General features: G+C 60.2%; 22 protein-coding genes and 2 tRNA genes. 11 read left to right on the top strand and 13 right to left on the bottom strand.

The genetic code is table 11. The features are described from left to right. Nucleotides 1-109: 109 nt before the first annotated feature. From KF712_17245 to KF712_17275, 7 genes are all read left to right on the top strand, one after another. Nucleotides 110-640, top strand: a complete 531-nt coding sequence (locus KF712_17245) for a sigma-70 family RNA polymerase sigma factor (GenBank protein ID MBX3742734.1) — start codon at nt 110-112, stop codon at nt 638-640. Then, entirely contained in the window at nt 637-2106 is a 1470-nt protein-coding gene (locus KF712_17250) for a DNRLRE domain-containing protein (GenBank protein MBX3742735.1), read from the top strand. Before KF712_17245 ends, KF712_17250 begins: the two co-directional genes overlap by 4 nt. Before the next feature lie 213 nt (nt 2107-2319). Further along, complete coding sequence (locus KF712_17255; GenBank protein MBX3742736.1) at nt 2320-3075, top strand: class I SAM-dependent methyltransferase; 756 nt, start codon at nt 2320-2322, stop codon at nt 3073-3075. 53 nt (nt 3076-3128) lie between these two features. Then, complete coding sequence (locus KF712_17260; protein MBX3742737.1) at nt 3129-3647, top strand: sigma-70 family RNA polymerase sigma factor; 519 nt, start codon at nt 3129-3131, stop codon at nt 3645-3647. 4 nt (nt 3648-3651) lie between these two features. Continuing rightward, nucleotides 3652-3942, top strand: coding sequence for a hypothetical protein (locus KF712_17265; GenBank protein MBX3742738.1), 291 nt, complete (start codon nt 3652-3654; stop codon nt 3940-3942). Then, nucleotides 3939-5345, top strand: coding sequence for a hypothetical protein (locus KF712_17270; protein ID MBX3742739.1), 1407 nt, complete (start codon nt 3939-3941; stop codon nt 5343-5345). Before KF712_17265 ends, KF712_17270 begins: the two co-directional genes overlap by 4 nt. Nucleotides 5346-5602: 257 nt before the next feature. Further along, nucleotides 5603-7201 (top strand): glucan biosynthesis protein, encoded by a 1599-nt coding sequence (locus tag KF712_17275; protein MBX3742740.1) that lies wholly within the window; start codon nt 5603-5605, stop codon nt 7199-7201. Between the two features lie 771 nt (nt 7202-7972). Here the strand turns inward: KF712_17275 and KF712_17280 are convergent. Continuing rightward, complete coding sequence (locus KF712_17280) at nt 7973-8299, bottom strand: OmpH family outer membrane protein (protein ID MBX3742741.1); 327 nt, start codon at nt 8297-8299, stop codon at nt 7973-7975. 97 nt (nt 8300-8396) lie between these two features. Between KF712_17280 and KF712_17285 the strand changes: the two genes are divergently transcribed. Further along, a complete protein-coding gene (locus KF712_17285) occupies nt 8397-8696 on the top strand; it encodes a hypothetical protein (protein MBX3742742.1) in 300 nt (99 codons plus the stop codon). Nucleotides 8697-9038: 342 nt separating this feature from the next. Here KF712_17285 and KF712_17290 read toward each other — a convergent pair whose 3' ends face one another. The 12 genes from KF712_17290 to sugE all read right to left on the bottom strand — a co-directional run bounded on the left by KF712_17290 (nt 9039) and on the right by sugE (nt 17605). Beyond that, nucleotides 9039-9434 carry a hypothetical protein gene (locus KF712_17290; GenBank protein ID MBX3742743.1) on the bottom strand — a complete coding sequence of 132 codons (396 nt, stop codon included), beginning with the start codon at nt 9432-9434 and terminating at the stop codon, nt 9039-9041. A gap of 231 nt (nt 9435-9665) precedes the next feature. Then, nucleotides 9666-10493 (bottom strand): DDE-type integrase/transposase/recombinase, encoded by an 828-nt coding sequence (locus KF712_17295; GenBank protein MBX3742744.1) that lies wholly within the window; start codon nt 10491-10493, stop codon nt 9666-9668. Nucleotides 10494-10538: 45 nt separating this feature from the next. Further along, nucleotides 10539-10611, bottom strand: a tRNA-Ser gene (locus KF712_17300). 61 nt (nt 10612-10672) lie between these two features. Beyond that, nucleotides 10673-11032: a hypothetical protein gene (locus tag KF712_17305; protein ID MBX3742745.1), complete on the bottom strand. Its 360-nt coding sequence runs from the start codon at nt 11030-11032 to the stop codon at nt 10673-10675. A 95-nt stretch (nt 11033-11127) separates the two neighbouring features. Further along, the gene (locus KF712_17310; protein ID MBX3742746.1) at nt 11128-11574 is read right to left on the bottom strand and encodes a hypothetical protein; all 447 of its coding nucleotides are present in this window, start codon (nt 11572-11574) and stop codon (nt 11128-11130) included. Further along, a complete protein-coding gene (locus KF712_17315; protein MBX3742747.1) occupies nt 11571-12065 on the bottom strand; it encodes a hypothetical protein in 495 nt (164 codons plus the stop codon). Before KF712_17315 ends, KF712_17310 begins: the two co-directional genes overlap by 4 nt. Next, complete coding sequence (locus tag KF712_17320) at nt 12005-13573, bottom strand: ABC transporter permease (protein ID MBX3742748.1); 1569 nt, start codon at nt 13571-13573, stop codon at nt 12005-12007. The genes KF712_17315 and KF712_17320 overlap by 61 nt, the downstream gene beginning before the upstream one ends. Nucleotides 13574-13873: 300 nt before the next feature. Next, nucleotides 13874-13959, bottom strand: a tRNA-Tyr gene (locus KF712_17325). A gap of 81 nt (nt 13960-14040) precedes the next feature. Beyond that, nucleotides 14041-15234 carry an FAD-dependent monooxygenase gene (locus KF712_17330; GenBank protein ID MBX3742749.1) on the bottom strand — a complete coding sequence of 398 codons (1194 nt, stop codon included), beginning with the start codon at nt 15232-15234 and terminating at the stop codon, nt 14041-14043. 3 nt (nt 15235-15237) lie between these two features. Beyond that, a complete protein-coding gene (locus KF712_17335; protein MBX3742750.1) occupies nt 15238-16005 on the bottom strand; it encodes a CAAX prenyl protease-related protein in 768 nt (255 codons plus the stop codon). 8 nt (nt 16006-16013) lie between these two features. Next, a complete protein-coding gene (locus KF712_17340; GenBank protein ID MBX3742751.1) occupies nt 16014-17180 on the bottom strand; it encodes an aminotransferase class I/II-fold pyridoxal phosphate-dependent enzyme in 1167 nt (388 codons plus the stop codon). A gap of 104 nt (nt 17181-17284) precedes the next feature. Then, on the bottom strand, nt 17285-17605 hold the full coding sequence (gene sugE / locus KF712_17345; protein ID MBX3742752.1) for a quaternary ammonium compound efflux SMR transporter SugE: 321 nt from the start codon (nt 17603-17605) through the stop codon (nt 17285-17287). Between the two features lie 274 nt (nt 17606-17879). On the opposite strand from sugE, the gene KF712_17350 reads away from it, so the two are divergent. The 3 genes from KF712_17350 (at nt 17880) to KF712_17360 (ending at nt 22350) form a co-directional block, all read left to right on the top strand. Next, nucleotides 17880-19616 (top strand): hypothetical protein, encoded by a 1737-nt coding sequence (locus KF712_17350; GenBank protein MBX3742753.1) that lies wholly within the window; start codon nt 17880-17882, stop codon nt 19614-19616. A 90-nt stretch (nt 19617-19706) separates the two neighbouring features. After that, nucleotides 19707-21020, top strand: coding sequence for a hypothetical protein (locus KF712_17355; protein ID MBX3742754.1), 1314 nt, complete (start codon nt 19707-19709; stop codon nt 21018-21020). Between the two features lie 10 nt (nt 21021-21030). Then, entirely contained in the window at nt 21031-22350 is a 1320-nt protein-coding gene (locus tag KF712_17360; protein ID MBX3742755.1) for a hypothetical protein, read from the top strand. The last annotated feature ends 135 nt before the right edge of the window (nt 22351-22485 follow it).

Raw genomic sequence — 22485 nt, forward strand, 5'->3', positions numbered from 1 at the left:
AACTAGTCGAAACCGTTCCGTTTTTGGACAAAAAAGATTTCCGTCCAAAAACCCGCCGATCTTCACTTCTTTTGACAGAATCCCTGATTTCCAGCGGTGGAATGACCCGATGAGCGAAGACCCCAGCACCGACTTCCTGACCCTGCTGGCCCGGCATGACCGGGCCCTCTCGCTCTATGTCTATGGCCTGGTTTCCGCGCAGGCGGATGCGGACGATATCCTGCAACAGACGAAGATGGTCATGTGGAAGAGTTTTTCCCAGTTCGAGCCGGGTACCAACTTCATCGCCTGGGCGCGGAAGATCGCCTTCCACCAGATCCTCGGCTACCGCCGTCAGGCAAAACGCGCCCACCTCCCCCTGAGTGAAGAGATGCTCGAACAGATCGGCCATGAGGTGGCGAAACTCTCCGACCACGGACAGGCCAGGCGCGAGGCACTGGAGTCCTGCCTTCACAAACTGCCGGTGGAGCACCGCCGGATCCTGCTGATGCGCTATTTCGAGGATCTGGAGGTTGACCAGATCGCCGAACGGGTCGATAGCACCGCCGGCGCCGTCTATCGTGCGCTCAGCCGCCTGCGCTTCACCTTGCTGGAGTGTGTCGAAAACCGTCTGAAAAACGAAGAATCCGCCCTGTCATGAACTCCGGAGATGCCAAACGCTGGGAACTGATCGAGCGCTGCGAACGCGCCCGGGACGGGAAATTGTCCCCGGATGAGGAGACGGAACTGGATGCACTGCTAAGGGAGGATCCGGAAATGCGCGCCCTTTTCGCACGCTCCCTGTTTCTTGACGCGGAGTTGCGGCACGACCCGCGCCTGGTCAGGGATCTGGCTTCGGAGGAAGCCACAACCGCCAATGTGGTGCCGTTCAGGCGGACCAACGCGGTTGTCCCCCTCGCCCTCTTCGCCGCCGCCGCCTGCGTGATGATCACCGTAGGCATCCGCACTTTCGTGAAAGATGGTCCTTCCTCCCCTGTCACGGAGATGGTCCCGACGGTGGCCTCCATCACCAAGTCCCAGGGTTGCCGCTGGGGTGGCAGCACCCTCCCCACCGCGGAGGGATCCCGGATTTCCGCCGGCACCTTCGAACTCGCGGAAGGCCTTGCCACACTCAAATTCGACAGCGGCGCGGAGGTGGTCCTGGAGGCCCCCGCCACCCTCGAGATCATCGACGCCATGAACTGCCGCCTGGTGCGTGGCACCATCGTCGCGGATGTGCCGAAGGAAGCGATCGGTTTCACCGTCGATACCAAGGACGCGAAGGTCGTGGACCTTGGCACCCGCTTCGGCGTGAGTGCGGATGACGATGGCAAATACCTCGTCCATGTGATCGAGGGTCTGGTCGAGGTCGGCCACAAGGGTGAGAAGGGCATGAAGCAGGTCACGCCGGAAAGGGCGCTCGACCGCGGACTGCTCAAGAAAAAGCTCAACCCATCCTCCGTGGATGATGACGAAACGAACCGCTGGCAGCCCGATGTGATCGTGAGCGACCACCAGGGCTGGCAGACCATTTCCACCAACTACGGCAATGGCCGGGATGCTTTCATCCAGTCCACCAAGGAGCCGAAGAACTATGGCGGCGAGCCTTTCATGCGGGTGAAGAACACCACCCACCAGGAAGACCTGATCCGCAAGGGATACGCCGCCTTCGATCTGTCGAAGTTCGATCTCGATAAGGTCGAAGACGCGGAGTTCAGCCTGAACGTGGAGCCGAGCGACCTCGGCTTCGCAACGCTGGTTCCGGACAGTGTCTTCCATGTCTATGGCCTGACCGATGAGACGGGCGACAGCTGGGAGGAAAAGGGCATCACCTGGCAGAATGCTCCCGCGATGAACGGCGACGAGAAGCTCCGCCACCTGCCGGATACGGCAAAGGTCGTCCCGCTCGGCAGCTTCGAACTGGCACAGGGAACCAGCCGCGCCACCTGCACCATCAAAGGATCCGCGTTGGTCGATTTCCTGAAAGCGGATACCAACGGCACCGCCACCATCATCATCTGCCGGGAAACGGATGAGACGGCGAAAAACGGCTTCGTCCATGCCTTCGCCACCCGTGAGAACCGCAGCAACACGCCCCCCCTGCTGCGTGTGAAGCTGCGGGAGTGAGGGGGGGGGAGGAGCGATCGATATGACCGACCGGTGCAACCGCGTAAGGAGGGTGGACACTCTTGTCCACCGGCGGCATTGGCGAATAAAGTGAAGGGTGGATCGATCCCGGAATGCCTTTCCTACGGGTTCCCGTTGCAGCCGGTGGACAGGAATGGGAGCGCAGCGGACATAGCGGCTTGCCGCTCTGTCCACCCTCCTTACTGTTTTCCGATGACATCCTCCTCCACGCAGCGTTTCTCCGACCGGGTGGAAAACTACGTCCGTTACCGGCCCGGCTACCCGGCGGAAGTGGTGGATCTGCTCGTCAGGGAGGCGAATCTGACCCCGGCATCCCGGGTGGCGGACATCGGCTCCGGCACCGGCATTTCCGCTGAAATGCTCCTCAAGGCGGGTGTCCCCGTCACGGGCGTGGAACCGAACGCGCCGATGCGGGAGGCAGCGGAGCGACTGCTGGCAGGCTATTCCGGCTTCACCAGCGTGGATGGCACCGCTCAGGCCACCACCCTGCCGGACGGGAGCGTGGATCTCATCCTCGCGGCGCAGGCGTTCCACTGGTTCGCCGAGGCGGAAACGCGGGCCGAGTTTTCCCGCATCCTGAAGCCCGGTGGCCTCATCGCGCTGCTGTGGAACGTGCGGCAGGTGGACACCAACCCTTTCCTGCGGGATTACGAGGCGCTGTTGCTGGAGTATGGCACCGACTACAACACAGTGCGCCATGAGACCATCGACAGCCGCGTGCTGGGCGGGTTCTTCACGGAAGGCTTTGCGATCCATACCTTCGCCAACCGGCAGGTGTTCGGCTACGACAGCCTCCGGGGCCGCCTGCTTTCCTCCTCCTATGCCCCCGCACCGGGACAACCCCGACATGAGGAAATGATCGCGGAACTGGAGCGCATCTTCGCCCTCCACCAGCAGGACGGCACCGTGAGCATCGACTACATCACGGAGGTCTATCTCGGTTGTTAGGAAATACACGGCTACGGCAGACAAATCTTCCCCTCCCGCGCGTCCCACCGATAATGGCAGGCGCGAAGCGGAAACCCTCACCCGAAGAACTGGAGCGGATCTACGAAGATCACGCCGCCGCGATGTTCGCCCATGCGATGTCCCTGCTGCGGGATGAGGCCGCCGCGCGTGACATCCTGCAGGACCTTTTCCTGAAGCTCGCCGGAGGCCGTGCGGATCCCTCCATGATGGAGAACCAGCGGTCCTACCTGCTGAGGATGGTCCACCATGCCGCGGTCGATCTCATGCGGCGGAACACGGTCCGCGCCGACCACGCCGCGAAGGGACAGGGCGACCTGCTCCAGTCTTGCGCGGATCCGGACCGGGAGGCCTTCCGCCAAAGGCTGGAGGAAGCGCTGGCAGGCCTGCCCCCGGAGCAGCGGGAGGTGGTCGTGCTGAAGCTCTGGCAAGAGCGCACCTTCGAGGAAATCTCCACCATCTGCGGCATCCCCATGAACACCGCCGCCAGCCGCTACCGCTACGCCTTAGACAAACTCCGCAACCTCCTGCGTCCCCTGTATGAAGAGCTTTGATCCCATGAACGCCGGCGGTGACAACGAAATCGAAAGACAGCTTCTGGAAATGAAACCCCGTCCCCTGCCCGCGCACTGGAAGGCGATGATCCTGCCCGCCCCCGTGGCGGTGCCATGGTTGCCGAAACCCTTCCTCGCCGGTCTCTGCGTCTGCTGGGCCGCCACCCTCACCTTCATCCTGATGGCTCCCCCGGTGGAGCGAATGGAGGGGCCGGTGCTGCGGCCAGCATTCGACACTCCGCCGCCTCCGATGGATCTGCTCGGACAAAACACAACCCGACAAACCGATCCATGAAAACCCTGCTCGCCCGGAAGTGGTTCCGCCGCCTCTGCCAAACCCTGCTCGCCCTGGCCACCCTGCTGGTGCTCACCTACGCCGCCGCCAACTGGCACGGAGCCAACATGAGGCGCGATGCCATCCAGAGGATGAAGGCGGAAGGCCATCCCACCCGCCTCGTGGACATGATCCTCCCGATGCCACCGGATGGGGAAAACTTCGCGATGATCCCCCTGCTCGCGGAGGCCCGGAGCCAGTCGCTGACCGAAAATCCAAATATCCCCCATGCTCCCGATTCCGCCCTCGCCCGCATCAGTCAGGTGAAACTGAGGAAGGGTGGAAGCAAGAACCGCTTCTTCCGCCATGATGACCGGAGCCTGAAGGATCTGAAAAAATCCCTGGGCCTGACAGCGGAGCCTGCCACCAACCTCGCCACCTTTGAAAAGACCCTGGCCGGAGTCCTGCCGGAACTCCGGGCCGGACTGGATCGCCCGGAGACGGCCTCCCCTACTCTGGCGATGTTGTGCCAACTGGAGGAACCCAACGTCAGCTTCGGCCTGTCCTTCCGGCTGATCAACGTGGTGGGCGCCCTCACCCTGCGGGCGGAACTCGCGCTCGAAGCCAACCGTCCGGAGATCGCCCTGGAGAGCATGCTGATCTGCCTGCGCCTGATGGAGACCATGGCGTCCGACCAGTTGATGACGTCCGTCCTGTTGCGCGGCGCTGCGTTCCAACGGACCCAACCCACGCTGGCGAAATGCCTGGAGAGAGGAGGCTGGGATGCTGCCGGAATCAATGCCATCCGCTCACGGTTGGCCCGCTGGAACCCCACCGCGGAATACCGCAGGGCGCTGGAACTGGAGATCACCGCCACCTTCCCGATGTTTGATTCCTACAAAAAAGGCCAGCCATCCGGATACGTGCTCTTACCGGGACATCGGAATGCCTTTTCCTCCTTCCCCGGTTTGATCCCACGAGGATGGTTCGACCGCAGCGCCGCCATGGTGGTCGCCCGTGAACTCGACCTGAAAAGGGATTTGCTGAGAACGGGGAGCCTCAGAGACTGGCTGGAAGTCTGTGACCGCTACGCCGCCACCACACCTGGCCCGTCATTCTTCAACCATCCGGCGGTGGAGTGGGACTTCGCCAGGCAGTGCCGGATGGCCACCGACCTGACCATCCAGATCCATCTGGCGATGCTCGCCTGTGACCTGGAGCTTCACCGGCTGGAGCACGGAAGCTACCCGTCCACGCTGGCGGAATTTTCCGGCGAATCGAAGATCGACCCGCTGACACGTGAACCTTTCCACTACCGGATGGAGGCAGCGCAACCCGTCATCTACTCCGTGGGAACGGATCTGAAGGACGACGGCGGCGTGCCTTGGAAGGGAGGCAAGCCCTCCTCCGATGTGGTCTGGTAATGGAACGTAGCGGAACGGCTGCGCCGTTACGGTTGGGTGGATGCCTGCCACCTGCCGGGGCAGCCCTCATCATGCTCTCCCTCCGATAACAAACCTCCTCGCGGGATCGTGGCCGCTTTCCCAGCCGTCGTGGCTGAGCCACGCCACTACTCAGAGGCAGGCTCCCGCATTGGAACGGCGGAGAGTGTAATGTCCGCCCCATTTTCCACGTGCTTTCCACGCGGCCAGGTGCCAGAAATCAGGAAGTCTTCCACTCAATGACATCCTTCAAAAGGTCTTTCGTCGTCACGGCGGCCCTCGCCGCCCTTCCCTTCTCCGCTTCCTTCGCCCAACAGGAGTTCAACTTCGACACACTGAAGGCAAAGGCGCGCGACTTGGCGGCCAAGCCGTATGAGGCACCGAAGGACGATCTGGCGGACTTCTGGAAAAAGCTAACTTACGACCAGCACCGGGACATCCGCTTCAACATGGAGTCCGGCTTGTGGTGGAACGACGGGCCGTTTTCCATCGACTTTTTCCACCCCGGCTGGACGGCGAAGAAGACCGTCTCCCTGCATGAGGTGAAGGACGGGAAGACCGCCCACCTCGACTTCAACCAGAAGCTTTTCAACTACGGCAAGCAGGTCGTGCCGAAGGGGACGCCCCCGCCGCCGAACTACGCGGGCTGGCGCGCGCGCACCCAGCTCAACTCGAAGGAATACATGGACGAGTTCCTGGTCTTCCTGGGTGCCAGCTACTTCCGCGCCATCCCGGCGAACTCGCCCTACGGACTTTCCGCCCGGGGCCTCTCCCTGAACAGCGGCATCCCCGGCGTGCCGGAGGAGTTCCCCGACTTCACGGAGTTCCATCTTGAAAAACCCGCCAAGGACTCGAAATCACTGAAGGTATCCGCCCTGCTCAACGGGCCGAGCGTGGCAGGTGCCTACCAATTCACCGTCACTCCCGGTGAGGAAACCATCGTCGAAGTGGAGGCGGAACTCACCCTGCGCAAGCCGGTGCCCCAACTGGGTCTCGCCCCGTTTTCCAGCATGTATTGGTTCGGTGAAGGGACCCACCCGAAGCCGTTCGACTTCCGTCCGGAGGTCCACGACAGCGATGGCCTGCTGATGGAACTGGGCAGCGGCAACCTCCACTACCGCCCGCTGGAAACGACGAAAGACCAGTTCCGCCACTGTGTCTTCACCATGGAAAAGCCACGCTCGTGGTCCCTGCTCCAGCGCGACCGCCACTTTTCCTCCTACCAGGATCCGGAGGCACGCTACCATGAACGCCCGAGCGTGAAAGTGGAGCCGGTGGAAGGCTTCGACAACGGGAAGCTCCACCTCATCGAGATGCCCACCAAGGATGAGACGGACGACAACGTGATCCTCCTCTGGGAACCGCAGCCGGAACACGCCGTCGGCAAGCCGTTCAAGGTCCACTACCGCCTCCGCTGGATACGCGATCCGAAGCCATCCGGCCTGTTCACCGTCCGCGCCACCCGGCTGGGAAATCCCGTGCAGAAGCCTAACGAGGTGCTGGTCGCCGTCGATTTCGCCAAGCCGCTGGAACCCGAAAAGAAAGTCGGTGATCCGAAGTGGGATGACATCAAGGATTTCAAACCCGTCGTCGAGATCAACAACAAGCAGGTGAAGCTCATCCACGTCGGCCTGTCGGACATGAGCATGCCGAATGTCGATGACATACCCGCCGGTCTCGGCCGCAGCCCGCAACTCCATATGCCGCAGGTGCTCCGCGCCTTCTTTGTCCTGGATCCCGGCACCGCCAATGACCTGGACATGACCCTGGAACTACGTGACGGAAATGACAAAGCCATCTCCGAGCGCTGGGTCTATTACTGGAGGAAGACACACTGAACTCCAAGGAGGCCGTTTCCTTTGCCCTTGTGCCCATCCCGGCAACTTCCATCTTGAACGTCTCCGCCGGACGGTGGTGCGGCCAACGGCCCGCTCGGCATGGAGCGTGAAAGCACCACGATAACGGTCCATTCTTTCTTGGCGACCGCACACCGGGAACACGCGCACGATCCAGGATCTTGGTAAGCCGGTGTGATCCTTCTTCCGGCATGTTTCCGGGGAAACAGGAGACTTTCCCGGCTTCCCTGAAGACCACATCGCCCGCTCTTCCCTGCTTACAGACCCCGGCCGGAGTTCCACCGCCAGGTCTCTCCAGGGGCTTTCAGATGCCCGTCACTTTCTTTGTCCGACTCTCCTTTCTATTGATGGCAGTTTCACATTCCAGTTCCAGACACCCTCCCAGCCCATCAAGGCTTGGCTGGCACCAACGATGAAAGCTCTGCCCGTAACACATAGCCACTATGCCTATGACGGCAACGACACCCCTCCTGCAATGGAGTTCCGGAGGTACCACAGACCACGCTTACGGATTTACCGCACCGGATGGATGCCTTCGTCCTGCGCAAGCTGGTTGATGATCTTGATGCCCTTGAGTGCTTCAAGAGCGACCCTTGCCTTGAACCAGGTGCTATGTGACCTTCATTTTCTTTTCACGGTTCGGTTGGTCTACACCTCCCGAGCCACCACATCATAACAAGACCCTTGGCTCCGTTTTCGGGAGCCACTTCACTTACAACAGAGTGGCCTGCCGCTGCTGTTGGTCGCCCATTCTCATTGCCCGGGAGGCGTTCCGGACTCTTCTTCTGACGGCTGCCTGGTGGTTTCCGGAATAGCAGGAGCATTGTTTCCGTCCTTTGGTTTCCCCCTTGCCGACATGAGTGCGACGACATCTCCGGTGATGTCATCCACTTTGGAAACCCGCCCAACCACCATCGGGAAGCCCCTTGCATCCGTGCCCTTCAGGTTGAGGGCATAATCATAGCCGTTTTTCGCCGCCACCGCCGTCACCACTTTCGAACACTCCGTCCAGATCTCACTGATGATTTTCTTGGTGATCTCGTCCACCTGCTGCTGGGATGCCTTCGAAAGGAGAGCCAATCTATCTTTCTCTTTGCTGTATTCATCGGTAGTGTCCTAATTTGAATTGGCCTTATTTCTCGACCCTTGGACGAAACCATCTCAAATCTGAGAGACTATGAGTGATCCTCTAACCCCTATGGCCATCCCGGACTATCAATCGGAAGAAAACTGGGAGGCTTTCATCCACTTGTTTCCCTTCGAGGAACGCATCGCATCCCCTTCCTACGCGGAAGCCGCCGAGAACCTTAATAGATTCATGGAGTCGGCTAGGAAGACTGGTCTCAACGCCCACCGGGTGAAGGTGAATGCAGCGGACTGGAAGGCTTGGATCGACGCCAATAACTACCCTCAATCCCGAGAGACAGTTGGAATTTATGCATCCTACTGTCTCGGAAAGGAAATTCTGGAGAGCTAAATCCATAACGCATCCTCATATCATGATACGTTGATATGTCCAGCGGATAGTCCGATTCCCCTTCCAAACGTGACCGATTCCGCGTAGTGCATCGGTGTCCGCTTCAAGCGGGCCGAGGTGTGATGACCTCGCAAGAACAGCCCCACCGGAAGGTCGGGGAGGCCACGGTCATGAAATAGGTGCAAGCCGAAAGCCGGGGCAGTCGTGTTCTTGCGACTCATCAACTCCCCGGCCACCTGGAGACGGTAACCACCATTCCAGAAAATGCAGCCTCCCCCTCTTCCTATCCCCGTTGATTTCTTCTGCGTCTATTGCGGGACCGGACTCCGGATGCCCCGGAGATCACAGGATCCCGTCAGTGTCGATTGCCCTCATTGCCAGCGGGAATTTGTCTTTGATTCCGCAAAGCATCCGATCCCTCACATGGAGCGAACCGCGCCGGTCTCTGACCTTGAGACGGATTTGAGAGACCCAGGATTCCGGAAATTCGTTCTCCAGCGGAGCAACCAACAAATCTGGTTTGGGGCCTTGGGAATCGTGGGAACCCTTGTTCTTGTCGGGATCATCGACGCCATATTCCAAATCGAGAACAGGTCGGTAAGCCGTGTGATGGCCGCCGGAGCGATGGGAGGGATCGTGTACGGTATCTACACCATCTTCATCGCCCTCAAATTGAGGGGGACTCTCAACGGAACGTCCCGGAAGCGATAGCCGCCCGGACCGCGTCCGACGGGTCATGGATGGGCGGGAGTTTCAGCACCGTGACGTATTGCGGCTCCTCGCCATTATCGAACCCCCATGCGAAAGCCTCGTCAGTCTGGGGGTGACCGGAAAGGGTGAAGGTCTCAATCTGGCCCTCAAACACTTTCCGGTCCCCGAAATACTCAGTCACTTGGCTTGATCCGGCATGGGAGCACCCGCACCCGAACGCCCTGGTGACGGTATCATGGAGTGCCTGGATATAGGGGTTCATCCGTCGATCCTTTCAATCAGGTCGGTGACTGTCCACTGCTGCTTTTCGAGTCCCGCCTGCATTGCAGGGGTGCAACGGAGGGTTCCATGGATACGGCAGAGATTATAATAGGCGAAGTGCAGGGCAACCGCGGCATCGAAGTTCTCGCGCTTCTTGCTGAAAGCGTTGGTCAGGCGGGAGAGTCGGCGGCAGTGCATCCTCATCGTATGGTTCTGTTTCTCCACGAATGAGGTGGAACACCGGCGCATGTCCGGATGCCCTGCCGCCGAGACTTTTTTAACCTTGAGTACGTCAGGCGGCGTGTACCTCCCGGCCCCGTAAAGGTCCGTATGGGTGAAGGTTTTGACAACCACGCCGTAGTCCACGTTGTCCCCGAAAGCCCGTTCGATGGCATCCGGATAGCTGGCAAGGGCGTCGGATGAGATCTGCGGCCGGTTGATCAGCCGAGATGCGAGGTCGTCCATGAAGGTCCGTGCATGATACTTGTCACGCTTCCCGGTAAGGAATGAAGGAATCAGTTTCGTGTCCGCATCCATGGCCACCCATACCCAGATGTCACCGGTCCCGGCCTTCCCTGTTTCCTTGGCGACGTCGTTCTTGGAACCGATGAACCCCCACATTTCGTCCACCTGGACTTGGGGGATGGAAAGACCTCTCATCATGTCATCCATGATTGAGGCGCATCCTTGGCCGATCCTCACGCCAAGCCGCATGATCGTATCGCGGTGAACTGCGGTCATCCGCTCAATCGCCCGGATGCTGTTTCCTTCACAGAGCATGGCCACTGCGAAGATCTTCTTTTCGATGCTGAGATTGTTGCTCATTTTCCTTGAGGTGTTGGGGGTTCAGGGGTATAGAGACAACGAAAGTGCACTGAGAGGGATTCGAACCCTCACCTCCTAGATGTCGATCCTGGGGAGACTACCATTATCGTATCAGTGCGTTTCGTTCCACCCGGTGAAGCCTGTCCGTCCAAAGATCAGCTTCACCGGGTGTTTCATTTTCAGGGGTTGGGTTTGAGAGAGTAGATGGAAGGCAGCCGCCCCACTCCACGTTGGGAGACGGTGATGCGGCCCTCCTTGGCCAGTCGGCTCAGGATGGCGCTGATGCTCACTTTGGGGATGGTGTTGTAGAGGCCCATGTTTTCGATTTCGTTGAAGACCTGCTCGGCGGTGAAGGCATCGTTCCCTTCCATCATGTCCACCGTTTCTAAGACGGCTTCCACGTCGGAAGAGTTACCGGAAGGGCGGGCGGGGTGCTTCAGGAGATCCCGGAGTTTCTTGTAGGTCCGCTCCAGTTCGGACAGGTGGGCTTTCTCGGCCTGAATCCGTTCCAGTTCTTTCTCCAGCTCGTCCAAATTCACAGACGAAAAGTGGCCGAAATCCGTGTGTTGCACAAGAATTAATTCAACATTTGTATAAGACGTTGAAAATTCGGGGTTTCAAATTAGGACACTACCTATTCATCCGCCAGTTTGACAATCTCGGATTTCTTGGCAACCAGTGTCGGCTCGATCGATTTATCCTTCGGAAGCTTCCCGACCAGGCCTTTCATCTCCTCTTGCAGGGCTTTGATCGCAGCCCCGCGCTTTTCGTTGGCGGCGGCGGCCTCATGCAGCCCCTTGTTCAGTTCGGCCGCACGGCTGTTGATGCGTTCCTGGAGCCGGTCTTTCGACCCATAGCTGTCGAACACCTCTTCCATATCCACAAAGCAATACCTGGCACGGACCGGCTCCGGAGCCCGCACTTCTTGTTCCACCACAGGCGGCGCGGGTGCGGGTGGTGGCGCCGCGACCGCCACCACAACGGGCTCCTCCGGCGCATCATGCCGGGTTGCGTTCCGATCTTCACATGACACAAAGAGCGGTGCCATAAGGATGGGGCAGATGAAATGGATATGTTTCATAAACGGGCTTGTTTCCTGGAAAACCGGAATGGAATGATGGACAACAACAGGATGACAACCGTGGCTCCGCATAGAAGCCATCCATGGGGTGTGATTTTCATCACTTCCAACACCGATTTCCCCGCGAAATATTTCGAACTGGGCATGATGTGGTGCAACGTGTTGTAAACCGCATTATAGGCGCAAAGGGCGATGACCCCGCACGACATACCGATCAGGAGCCTCGCAGGCAGGAAGAGAAATCTTCCGAATGCGAGGCAGACCACCGCGGAAATGGTGAAAATCTTATGAACGGCGGGAGCCGACTTGATGATGTCGTCCAGCGACATGCTGTTCATGGGCTTGGCCAGCCCTTTCTCCGCCAGATAGACGGAGGCGAGGAGCAATCCCGCGATCAAGGCTTGGTTCACCCAAAAGAATATCCCGCTTTTCATACGCCACGTTGTTTGACCAAAGATGCCCACACCACCGCATAAGCGGCGGCGATCCACGCCAAAAGAACCATGATCGCGGAATGGGCCGGGGAGAGGTTCTCGAACAGCGTGCCTTTCACCCACACCACATCCCTTCGGTTATCGACGGTCTCGCTTTTCCCACCGGAAAGCTTGGAGTCCACCTGCCGGTGCTGGCCGATCCTGTCATAGTGGACGATCAGATTCTGCCAGGAAATGTTGACGCTGGAGCTTTCGTAGAATCTCTCCGACTTTTTCTCAAGCTTCCCGTCGATCACCTCCTCCCATTCCACCGGCTTTCCGTAGCCTTTGTCGGAAGTCAGGAAAGTGGGGGTTTTGGTGCGGTTGGAGATCAAGGGCACCTTGCGCCCGAATACGTGTGAGACATCCACCAGACGCTGGCATGAGAAACTGGGGAACGCCAGAGCGGCATTCCGCACGTAGGGCGGCATATCCGGAATAGTGATCACATATCCGCCCAGAAGGATCTGCGGAATGAGGATGAGCGGCACCCACATCACCGCCTGGGTCGTGGTACGGACCACCGAGGAAATCATCAACCCCATCGCAACGCCCACCACCGCCGCCAGACAGAAAGATCCGATCTTCAGCAGAAGGCTATTCACCAATACGAATGGGACGGGAATTTCGGGAATCCACAATTTGGCTCCCGTTTGCGGGTCCCTGAGCTGATTTCCATCCGCTCCTTTCAATTCCTTCCGGCCGGACTGGAGGATATTTTCCTCGATCCTGAAATTCCGTGCGAGCCACCTGATCAACGGGTAGGCCGGCACATCATCCAAGGTGACCCTCTTCGCGGAAGCAGCGGTCTCCCCCGGATCGCCAACGGCGATGTCGTCATACCCGGACGTCGATCCCACGGCATCCAGCTTGCTGGGATCCATCCTTTGATAAGTCTCCCCATTGTCCGCAACCACCGCGCCCCCGCCCCCGCCGCTTTTGCTGTAAATGGCTCCAGGATGATAGCGCTCCACCAGTTCCTCGTCGAACGAACTGGCCAGCTCATGGGGGTGGATGAAGTTCGCCAAGGTTACGATGACACCGAACAGGATGACCGCCTGGACGACGGATATCCAGGATTGGAACGCGAACTTGCTCGATATGTAGGCATGCATGCCCAGGCCGCAAAGATGCTCACGCTTGAACACCGGGAGTTCACCCACCACTTGCTGGGCGCCATTGCTGCATCCGAACCACATCGCGGCGATGACACCCAGGAACATCCGGAAGCCTTCCTGGTCCGACACCGCGGCGACGATCACCCCGATCAAGACCGCCTGGGCCAGAAGGAATGCGATATTCCGTGGATCCGCCCGCACGATGGCCCACTGGCGGCACATCAAGGTCACGAATTGCCTGACAAAGCCCGTTTTCTGCACCTTCGGCACCGCCCGGTCCTCCCCGGTCCGGGATTCCTGGCCGACCCATCCGCGCCTGATATTCGCGTAGTTGCGGAATGCCGTTTCCCACTCGGCCGCCGGAGTTTCCCCCTTCAGCACGATGGGATAGATTTTCTCCATGGGCATGAGTTTGGGGGACCCCGCGCCCCCTTCAGGCGTGGGTGCGTATCCACCGACCCCTTCGCCATCCATTGACTCGTATTTGAGCCGGTTCGAAAAGAAGTCCCTGGCCTCCATGGAGTCCCCCTCGAAGATGAATCAGGGTCCCGCCGTGTCCGCGGCTCCAAGCGGAGCATGATAGCTCAGCAAGCAGACGGTCTTCATCAAACCGATACTGGAGAAAAGTGCACCGGAAATGCACCGCTGCACTTTTCTCGAAACGAACAAGGGGAGCCTTTCGGCTCCCCAAGTCATTGAGAAAGAAGATGGTGGGCAGAGCTGGATTCGAACCAGCGTAGGCGTAAGCCAGCAGATTTACAGTCTGCCCCCTTTAGCCACTCGGGCATCTACCCATCCCGCGTTGCGGGGCGCGATGTATGAGGAACGGGGGGGGCTTTGACAAGGGAAAATCGTCCTATTTCTCCAAAAAAACCTCATCGTTCCGTCACTGCGCCAATGACGCCCGCCATGGTGCGCGTCATCAGCCCCCGGAGCGGCGGAAGTGACTGGGAAACACGGAACATCGCCTGACGGAAAGGAGTGATCCATTCCATGTCCGATTGGAAAAACGGCGTCAGCCGGCGGGTGGCGAACTGGTAGTAGCGGATGGTTGGCCAGCGGCGGCGCTGGTACTCGCTGAGGGCATCGGCAAGAGGCTCGCGGGAGATGCAGTCCGCCAGGCAGGATGCGTCCGCCAGCGCCAGATTCACCCCCTGCCCCAGTTGCGGACTCATCGCATGGGCGGCATCCCCAAGGACGACGATCCTCCGGCCATACCAGCGGCGCATGCTCACGTCCCCATAGCGGGCGGTGGCGATCTGGCTCCAGTCGTGGATCTGGTCCAGCAGGACCGCCGCACGAGGACAGAGCGCCCGGATGGGCCGTTTCCACTCCTCCAGCGGTTGGGAGCGCAGCTTCTCATCATCCCGGATGCGGATGCTCCAGAACAGGCTGACGAGCGGCTCGTCATGATCGAGATCACAGCCGGTGGCGAGGAAGCCGCCGAGCTGGCGGGTGCCTCTCACCACCTGGTAAAGTTCATTGGCAGGAAACACTCCGCAGTTCTCGCCGATGAACCAGTGGGCACCCCATGGATAGCCACGGTTGGTGCCACCGCCGCCAACAAGGTGGCGGAGGGAAGAGCGAGCGCCATCGGCAAGGACCAGCAGATCGAAGGGATCGCTGGCAGCGCCGTGGGAGAACGTGAGCCGCCAACCGTCGTGTTCCTCCTCCGCTGAGGTGATCGTGTGGCCCCACCGGACATCGACCCCGGCCCTTTCCATGGCCAGCATCAGGTGATGCAGCAACACGGGACGGTGAAGCCCGGCACCGAAGATTCCGTCCTCCATCTCGCGATAAAGCAGCTCAAGCAAGGTCGTGCCATCCGGGTTCACGATGTGGAGGGAGTCCACCTTCGCGGCTTTCGCTAGAACCGCCTCCGCGATGCCCAGCTCCTCCAGCACGGCCATGCCGGATGGCTGGAGCAGGAATCCGGCACCAACGGGGCGGCACTCCGGCGCACGTTCGTAAAGCGTCACCTGGTGACCTTGGCGGGCGAGCAGCGTGGCGGCAGCGGGACCGGCCGTGCCACAGCCCACCACCGCGATCCGCATGCGCTCGGTCTTCATACGCTACCAGACGCCGTATTTCCCATAGGCCATCGCATAGAGCCCCATCAGGAAATTCGCCACCGCGTGCATGATGACGCAGGCCCCGAGGCTCTTGCTCCACACGCAGAGGACATAGGTCAGGCTGCCGTAGATGAAGGCACCCGCATAGTCCACGGGTGCGTGGGCGAGCATGAACAGGACGGTGATGATGAGGTAGGATTTCCAGTGCGCCCGGCCGAAGGGCTGCTTCCAGTAGTTCCCCTCCCAGTCCATCACGAAGCGCATCAGGAAGCCCCGCCAGAAAATCTCCTCGACCAACGCGACGATCACCGCGGCGCGGATGAACCGCATGACCGTGGAGAACCAGAAGGCGGCGGGATTTTCGAAAATGCCGGGATCAAAGCCTTCCTTCCTCTCCGCCACTCCCAGCAGCTTCAGGACACCCTCCGTCTTTCCGGTGAGGCCCCAGTAGTCGTAGAGCGTGGTGGGCAGCAGCCAGAAGCCGATGCCGATGGCACCGAACACCGCTCCGATGAAGCCCCACTTCCACGACCAGTTGAAGGTGTAGCTGCGCCAGTAGCGGATGAGGAAAAAGCCCGTGGCCAGCACCTGGATGGGATAGACCAACTGCGCGGGGTCCCGCCGCCACCAAGGCGCGGCGGGATGTTTCCACTCCACCAATGCCCCTCCGAACTGGAGGAGCATCAGGAACCCCATGAACACGGCGAACGGGACGATATGCGCCCGGGCCAGCACCTCGGGATCGTTGGCGGGCCGTGCGTCGTTCATGCCGGATCTCAGAGGCGGTTGACGAAGCGCTCGATCTTGTCCGTGGCGGTGCGGATGTCATCGAACGCCGTCGCATAGCAACAGCGGAGAAATCCCTCACCCGACGGGCCGAAGGCACCACCGGGAACGGCCGCGACGTTCTCCTGTTCCAGAAGTTTGAACGCGAAATCCTTGCTGCTGAGGCCGGTTTTCCGGATGTCCGGGAAGACGTAGAACGCACCGCCGGGCGTGTGGCAGTCCAGGCCGATCTCGTTCAGCCTGCGGACAAGGAAATCCCGCCGCTGATGGTAGCTGTTGCGCATCTCGATCATGGCGGGCGTGCCATTCTCCAGCGCCTCGATCGCGGCGTTCTGGCTCATGATGGGAGCGCAGAGCATGGAGTATTGGTGGATCTTCATCATCGCCTCGATGATGGGCTGCGGCGCGCAGGCATAGCCCAGGCGGAAGCCGGTCATGGCGAATGCCTTCGAGAAACCGTGGAGCAGGATGGTGCGCTCCTTCATGCCGGGCAGCGAAGCGATCGAAACGTGTTCCTCGCCGTCGTAGCGCAGCTCGCTGTAGATCTCATCCGTCATGACGATGAGATCATGCTCGATGGCCAGCTTCGCGATGCCCTTGAGGTCCTCCAACGGAGCAACCGCACCGGTCGGATTGCACGGGAAATTGATGAAGATGATGCGGGTCTTTGGCGTGATCGCCGCGGCCACGGCCTCCGGCTTCAGGGAGAACTCGTCCTCCTTGGTGGTCTGGACGGCAACGGTCTTGCCGTGGGCCATCACGATGCTCGGGCTGTAGGACACGTAGCACGGCTCGTGGATGATGACCTCATCCCCGGGGTTGAGGAGCGCACGCAGCGCGATGTCGATCGCCTCCGAGACACCGACCGTCACCAAGACTTCCGTCGGAGCGTCATAGGAAACCTTGAAGAAGTTCTCCACATATTTCGAAATCGACTTCCGCAGGGAAAGGAGACCCAGGTTGGAGGTATAGGTCGTTTGTCCTTTTTCCAGCGAGTAGATGGCGGCTTCGCGGATGTGCCATGGAGTGACAAAGTCAGGCTCGCCCACGCCGAGGGAGATGACCCCCTCGCGTCCCTGGACGAGTTCGAAGAAGTCGCGGATCCCGGAACGGGGGATGGATGCGACGTTTTGCGCGATTTTCGCTTGGTAATCCATTGGCAACTCCGCACTTCGGCGGGCGGGAGGTTCTACCCCACCCACCGCCAACGTCAATGCGGGGTTTGTACCGTATGGTACAATTCCCGCATTTCTTCCGCTGCTCAGGCCGGTGTGGAGATTTTCAGCCCCACGATGCCGATCAGGATCAGCGAGATGCTGACCACCCGGAACACACTCACCGGATCCCCCATCAGGATGATGCCCGCGATGACGGTGCCGACCATGCCGATGCCGGTCCAGATCGCGTAGGCCGTGCCCACCGGCAGCGTGCGCATGGCCAGCCCCAGCAGGCTGAGGCTGATGATGATGGCCAGGACCGTGAAAACACTCGGCCAGAGTTTGCTGAAGCCTTCGGTGTATTTCAGGCCCAGCGCCCAACCGACCTCAAACAGGCCGGCGATGACAAGGATGATCCAATTCATATTTCAACTAGGGGTTCCCAAGGTCGTCCCTGGCTGATGAGTTGGATGGGCGGGGTCGTCCCCGCTTCCGCCTTGCGGCGGCGGAAAAGTAGAGGATCACCACTGTATTTCAATCACTTATTCGCGATACTTTGCAAATCCGGCAGCCACCTTTGATCGGAGGCAGGAAGATTAAAGTGGAGGCAAAACGGCAGAAATGAACGGAAAAGCGATGCAACCGACGAAAGCGGCATGTGTATGGTGGGAAGACCGGCATCACTCCCGGGCCAACGTCATGAATCCCTGCCGCCATTCCCCGACTCCGGCGAAACCCGGCCTCCTCCGTCCGCTGGCCGTCATTCTTGCCGTGCTGCTCCAGTGCCACCCATCTGCCATGGCCCAGGCAGCGGATGGAGGGGAAAATCCATCCACCCGGGAACCGGCTCCGACCGATGTCACCGTCACCCTCGCACCGGGTGAAGGCACTGTCCTCTGCCTCGGAACGGATGCCGATTTCGCCGCCGTGAAACAAAGCTATTTCACGCCGGGTGCCGCGTCCGTGGAAACCAGCGCCCCACACGCGACCGTACGGCCCTACCGGTTGGACTACATGCCCATGGGATTCTATCTCGGCGACAAGGCGTTCCATGAGAGGAACGCCGCCGCCATGGGTCTGGATGTATGGATCTACCTCGACCGGCTGCTCGACAAGCTGAAGGCCATGGGTGCGAACACGATCTACCTGCAGGGAGGAGCGCTCACGGCACCTGAACTGCCGAGATTCGTCCACGCGCGTGGCTTCAGGATCATCCTGCAGATGGACGATCTTTACTTCCGGGGAACGGACTATTTCAAAGGCAACGCGAAAGGACCGTGGACCCAGTTCGGCGGGCCGCGAGAATACTACGAAGGAAGCCTCAAACCGCGCCTGGAAGCCCATCTACCCCTGCTCGAAAAGGATCCCGCCATCTGGGCATGCAGTCCGGTGGAAGAACTGCCCGCGGACAGCGAACGGTTCTTCACACCATACAAGGAACTCATCCGGCGGCTCGCGCCGCGCCCCGTGCATTTCCAACTGGATAGCCAGCAAGCGACCGCCGCGCAGCTCTCTTCCAAACAAGCGCCCTACCCCGACCTTTTCGGTTTCGATCGTTATCCATGGTGGTCGCAGCCCGGGAACAACGGCGACAAACATGGACTCTCCTTGTATCTGTGGACTCCACACTTCACCGCGCACTGGCTTTACGGAGCGCTGAAAACCTACGCGGACGATGTCCACCGGCTGTATCAGGCGGACTCGCTCGCCGTTCTCCAAGGTCCCGCCACTTTCAGCTATTACAGCAAAGAGGACGGACAGCGGTTCGGCTGGAAGGAGGACGCCGCCTTCATCCCGCCCACCGCACCCCAGATCCGCTGGTTCCCGGAACACGGCCTCTGGGGAGGCTGGAGTTCCCACCTCCCTCCCCCCGGCGCTGAAAGCCTGCAAAGCTGGCTCGGGATCTGTGCCGGGATGAAAGGCATCCTCATATGGGCCGCCGTGTTCGACAAACCCGAGGAGGTGCTGGCACGCGTCAGCGGATCGAAACCGGCCATCGCTCCGGAATTCCATTCACCCGTGGAAACATGGGAGAAATACGCGGGCATCCTTCCAACCGATCTGACCACGACACCGCAATCGGAGGAACTGGCTGCGGCCTGGAAGCGCATCAAGCCCTTGGAAAAACTCATCCTCGGTCTGCGCCCATCCGCCCAGGCTCACGTCGCACCGGGCAAGGATCCCAATCTCTTCATCAACTCCTTCACCGATGATGCCGGTCGACGTTTCGTCGTCGTGGTCAACGGCAGGATCGGCCAGTGGGACGGCAACAACCCGGCATGGCTCGACTATCCGAACACCAGGCTTTCGGTTGGCGCGGATGGAAATCTCACGAACTACACGGCTCTCCGCGAGCCCCGCGAATGCAGCATCACGCTGACCAAGCCATGGAAGGCAGTGGATGTGCGCAAGCTGGTGGCGGAACCGACGGAATGAGATCCGGGCTCCCGCCGTTGTTTCTTGAAGGATGTCCGCGGCTCCTCTATCACAGGATGACCGATAGACCACCATGCCCACCAAAAGCCCATGCGGACAAAACTGAAATCCTTGGATTTCATCGCGTTGGTGGCAGGTTCGCTTGCGGTGTGGATCGTCACCTCACACGTGACGGAACGCTTCATGGATGGTCAGGGCGGACGGGTGCTTGTCCGGGAACAGCAGCCACAGCCCGTCCCGAAAGTGGCGGATAGGCAGGCAACCGTTGAAAGATCCCCAGCACCACCGGCTACCCCATCCCCCACCCCGTCCGTGAACGCACGGAATTCCGATGAACTGCGGGAGGAGCTGGCAAAGCTGGCGGCTGGGACCCTGTGCGACAGAGCCGATGCCGAAGCTTCCCGGAAATGCGGACGGCAGTTCCTGATGGCGGCGAAGTCCGCGGGATTCCCTGATGACGATATCGCGGCTTTCCTGATGGATGGGATGGCCGCGCGCGATCCGGAACTTGCCCTTTATCTCCTGGGAATGATCCAGCCTCCCGAGCCGCTGTGGCGATCACAGGACAAGATCCTGAAGGAAGCGGTGACAAAGGACCCGGTGGCCGCCATGCGGATGATCCTGGAGTTTCCGCCCGGATCGCGTTTCAGTTCCGCTCTCGGAACATTGGCCAGAAATCTGCCGAAGGATGCGGAACTGCCCGGGCGGGTTGCGGAGCTGTTGGCCATGCTCCCGGAAGGCAAGGAGCGGGAGATGTTGATAAGGGGTATCTCGTTGGCGCTCGGTGATGGACTAAGATCCCGCCACCTCACGGAAGATTACCTCACGGGTGTCATGAAGGACAAACGGACGGGTACCGGGCTGCGCCACGAAATCGCGTCCACGCTGTGGTCTCAGGGCGGTGAGAAACCCTCGCTGGAGAAAGCGCGGAGAATCATGGAAGAAGCGGGCGGCGAAATGGGATCGGGAGCAGGGCAAATGAGCCGGGATCTGCTGAGGCGGGATGTACCGGTGAAGGACCTTATGGACCTCGCGCGGAACGCGGATGAGGTGACATTCCAGGAGATGCTTCGCCCCCTTTTGGAATCGAAACGCATGACCTTCGAGGAGCTGCGGGATGCCGCCGTGCTGGCTGCGGCACAGACAGGCAGATACAGTTGGAACCATGTCAGGGATGTCGCCAATGAAGCCGGTCGGCTGCCACCGGAGATGGATTCAGCCATGGCAGTTGCCATGCCAGCGGATAAGAGGGATGCCTATCGCTATGCCATGGTCAGCCGCGACCTGCTGAAGAGGGATTTCACCCGGGCGATGGCAAATGCGGAGAGTATGGAGGATCCCAAAAGGCGGGCGGATACCGTCAGGGATGTCGCCAGGCAGATCGAAAACGCAAAAGGCAGATGACCGACCACCGATGAACAAACGCGCGGTCATCTATCCCTTGGTCTACTCCGTGGTGGCATTGGTCGCCTGTGCCGTCACCTGGTCCTCGCATGCCCCTCCCACCGCAGATGAGGTGGATACGGCAAAGAAGCCCCCCGCCACCCGCACGGAGCGGAAACGCGAAATGATGCGGAGCTTTTCCGCGGAGCGGCAGGCGGCGTTGTCCCGTCATCTGGAGAAGGGCACGGACTGGAGGGATCTGGTGGCCAAGAAAACCTTCGGAGAAGAAATGACGGAAGCCTTCCGCCGCGCCATGGCAGACGGCGACCACGCTGCAGCCTTGGTGATCGTGATGCAGGGAGACAAACGTGGCGAAGGACTGCGGGCCGTGTTCAGATCATGGGCACTTGCGGATCCCGCCGCGGCCTTGGACGCTCTGGTGAAACTGGAAGATCCACCGCCTCATAAATACACCGTGCAGCTTGCCGCCGCCCAAGGCTATTTCCACGGTCTGAACGCCGGCCCTCCCGGCACGCTGGAGGCCCATGTTCCCGAAACACTGCGGAAGATCCCCAATGGTCAGGTGGCGCAGGCGTTCTTCGACCTGACATGCGAGCACCTTCTCATCACCGGACGGGCGGACGGAGCGCGGCTGCTGGATTGGTGGAAGAGTTCGCGACAGGACATGAACCTGGGCGATGGAGTGACGTCGCTTGCCAAGGCGGTGGTGATCGCCCTGGAGCTGGAGAAGAAAGCGGAGATACAGCAGGGCGAACGGCTGGCAATCCATGCGGGAGTCTTCCGTGCCATTGAGTCGCTGCCGGAGGGAGATCGCTCCACCTCAGGCGTTTCGGATTGGCTGATCCACATGACCGGCGGCATGGAGGACCGGCACACCAGCCTGGATGCCTACGAGACGCCAAAAAACCCGGTTTCCGTGGAGATCTACATGAAGGGGGCTGCCCAGAAGTTCGCGCCGGATCCGCCTGCAGAGATACTGTCCCTTATGGCCACAGCCAAGGATGATACGGATCGCGCGAAAGCGGATGGACTGTGGTCGGGATATGTCTCCCATCGCGCGAGACAGAGATCCACCCTCGATCTGATGATGGAGTTTTCCTCCTCTGACATACCGCCCCACAGACAGCAATCCGCCGCGAGGTCGATCGTGAACAGCCGGATGAACGAAGACTCCATCCTCCTCACCACGCTGGTGAATGATCTGCCCGAGAATGCGCTGAAGGATGCATACCGTCTCCACATCGCTGATTGGCTCCAGCAGAACAGGCACAAGGAAGATGCGGAGATGTGGCGGAACAGCATCCGCGACAAGACGCTCCCGGGGAAATAGAGGCCATATTCAACCGGGAACCGGACGATACCCCCCCTCCCTTTTCTCCGAAATCAGGATCACAAAAAAACGGCGGCCCCGTTTCCGGAGCCGCCGTTGTGAGATTCAGCGCAGAGGCCAATGACCGCCGCGCGG

This window comes from Akkermansiaceae bacterium (genome assembly GCA_019634595.1).
Classification (GTDB): Bacteria; Verrucomicrobiota; Verrucomicrobiia; order Verrucomicrobiales; family Akkermansiaceae; genus Luteolibacter.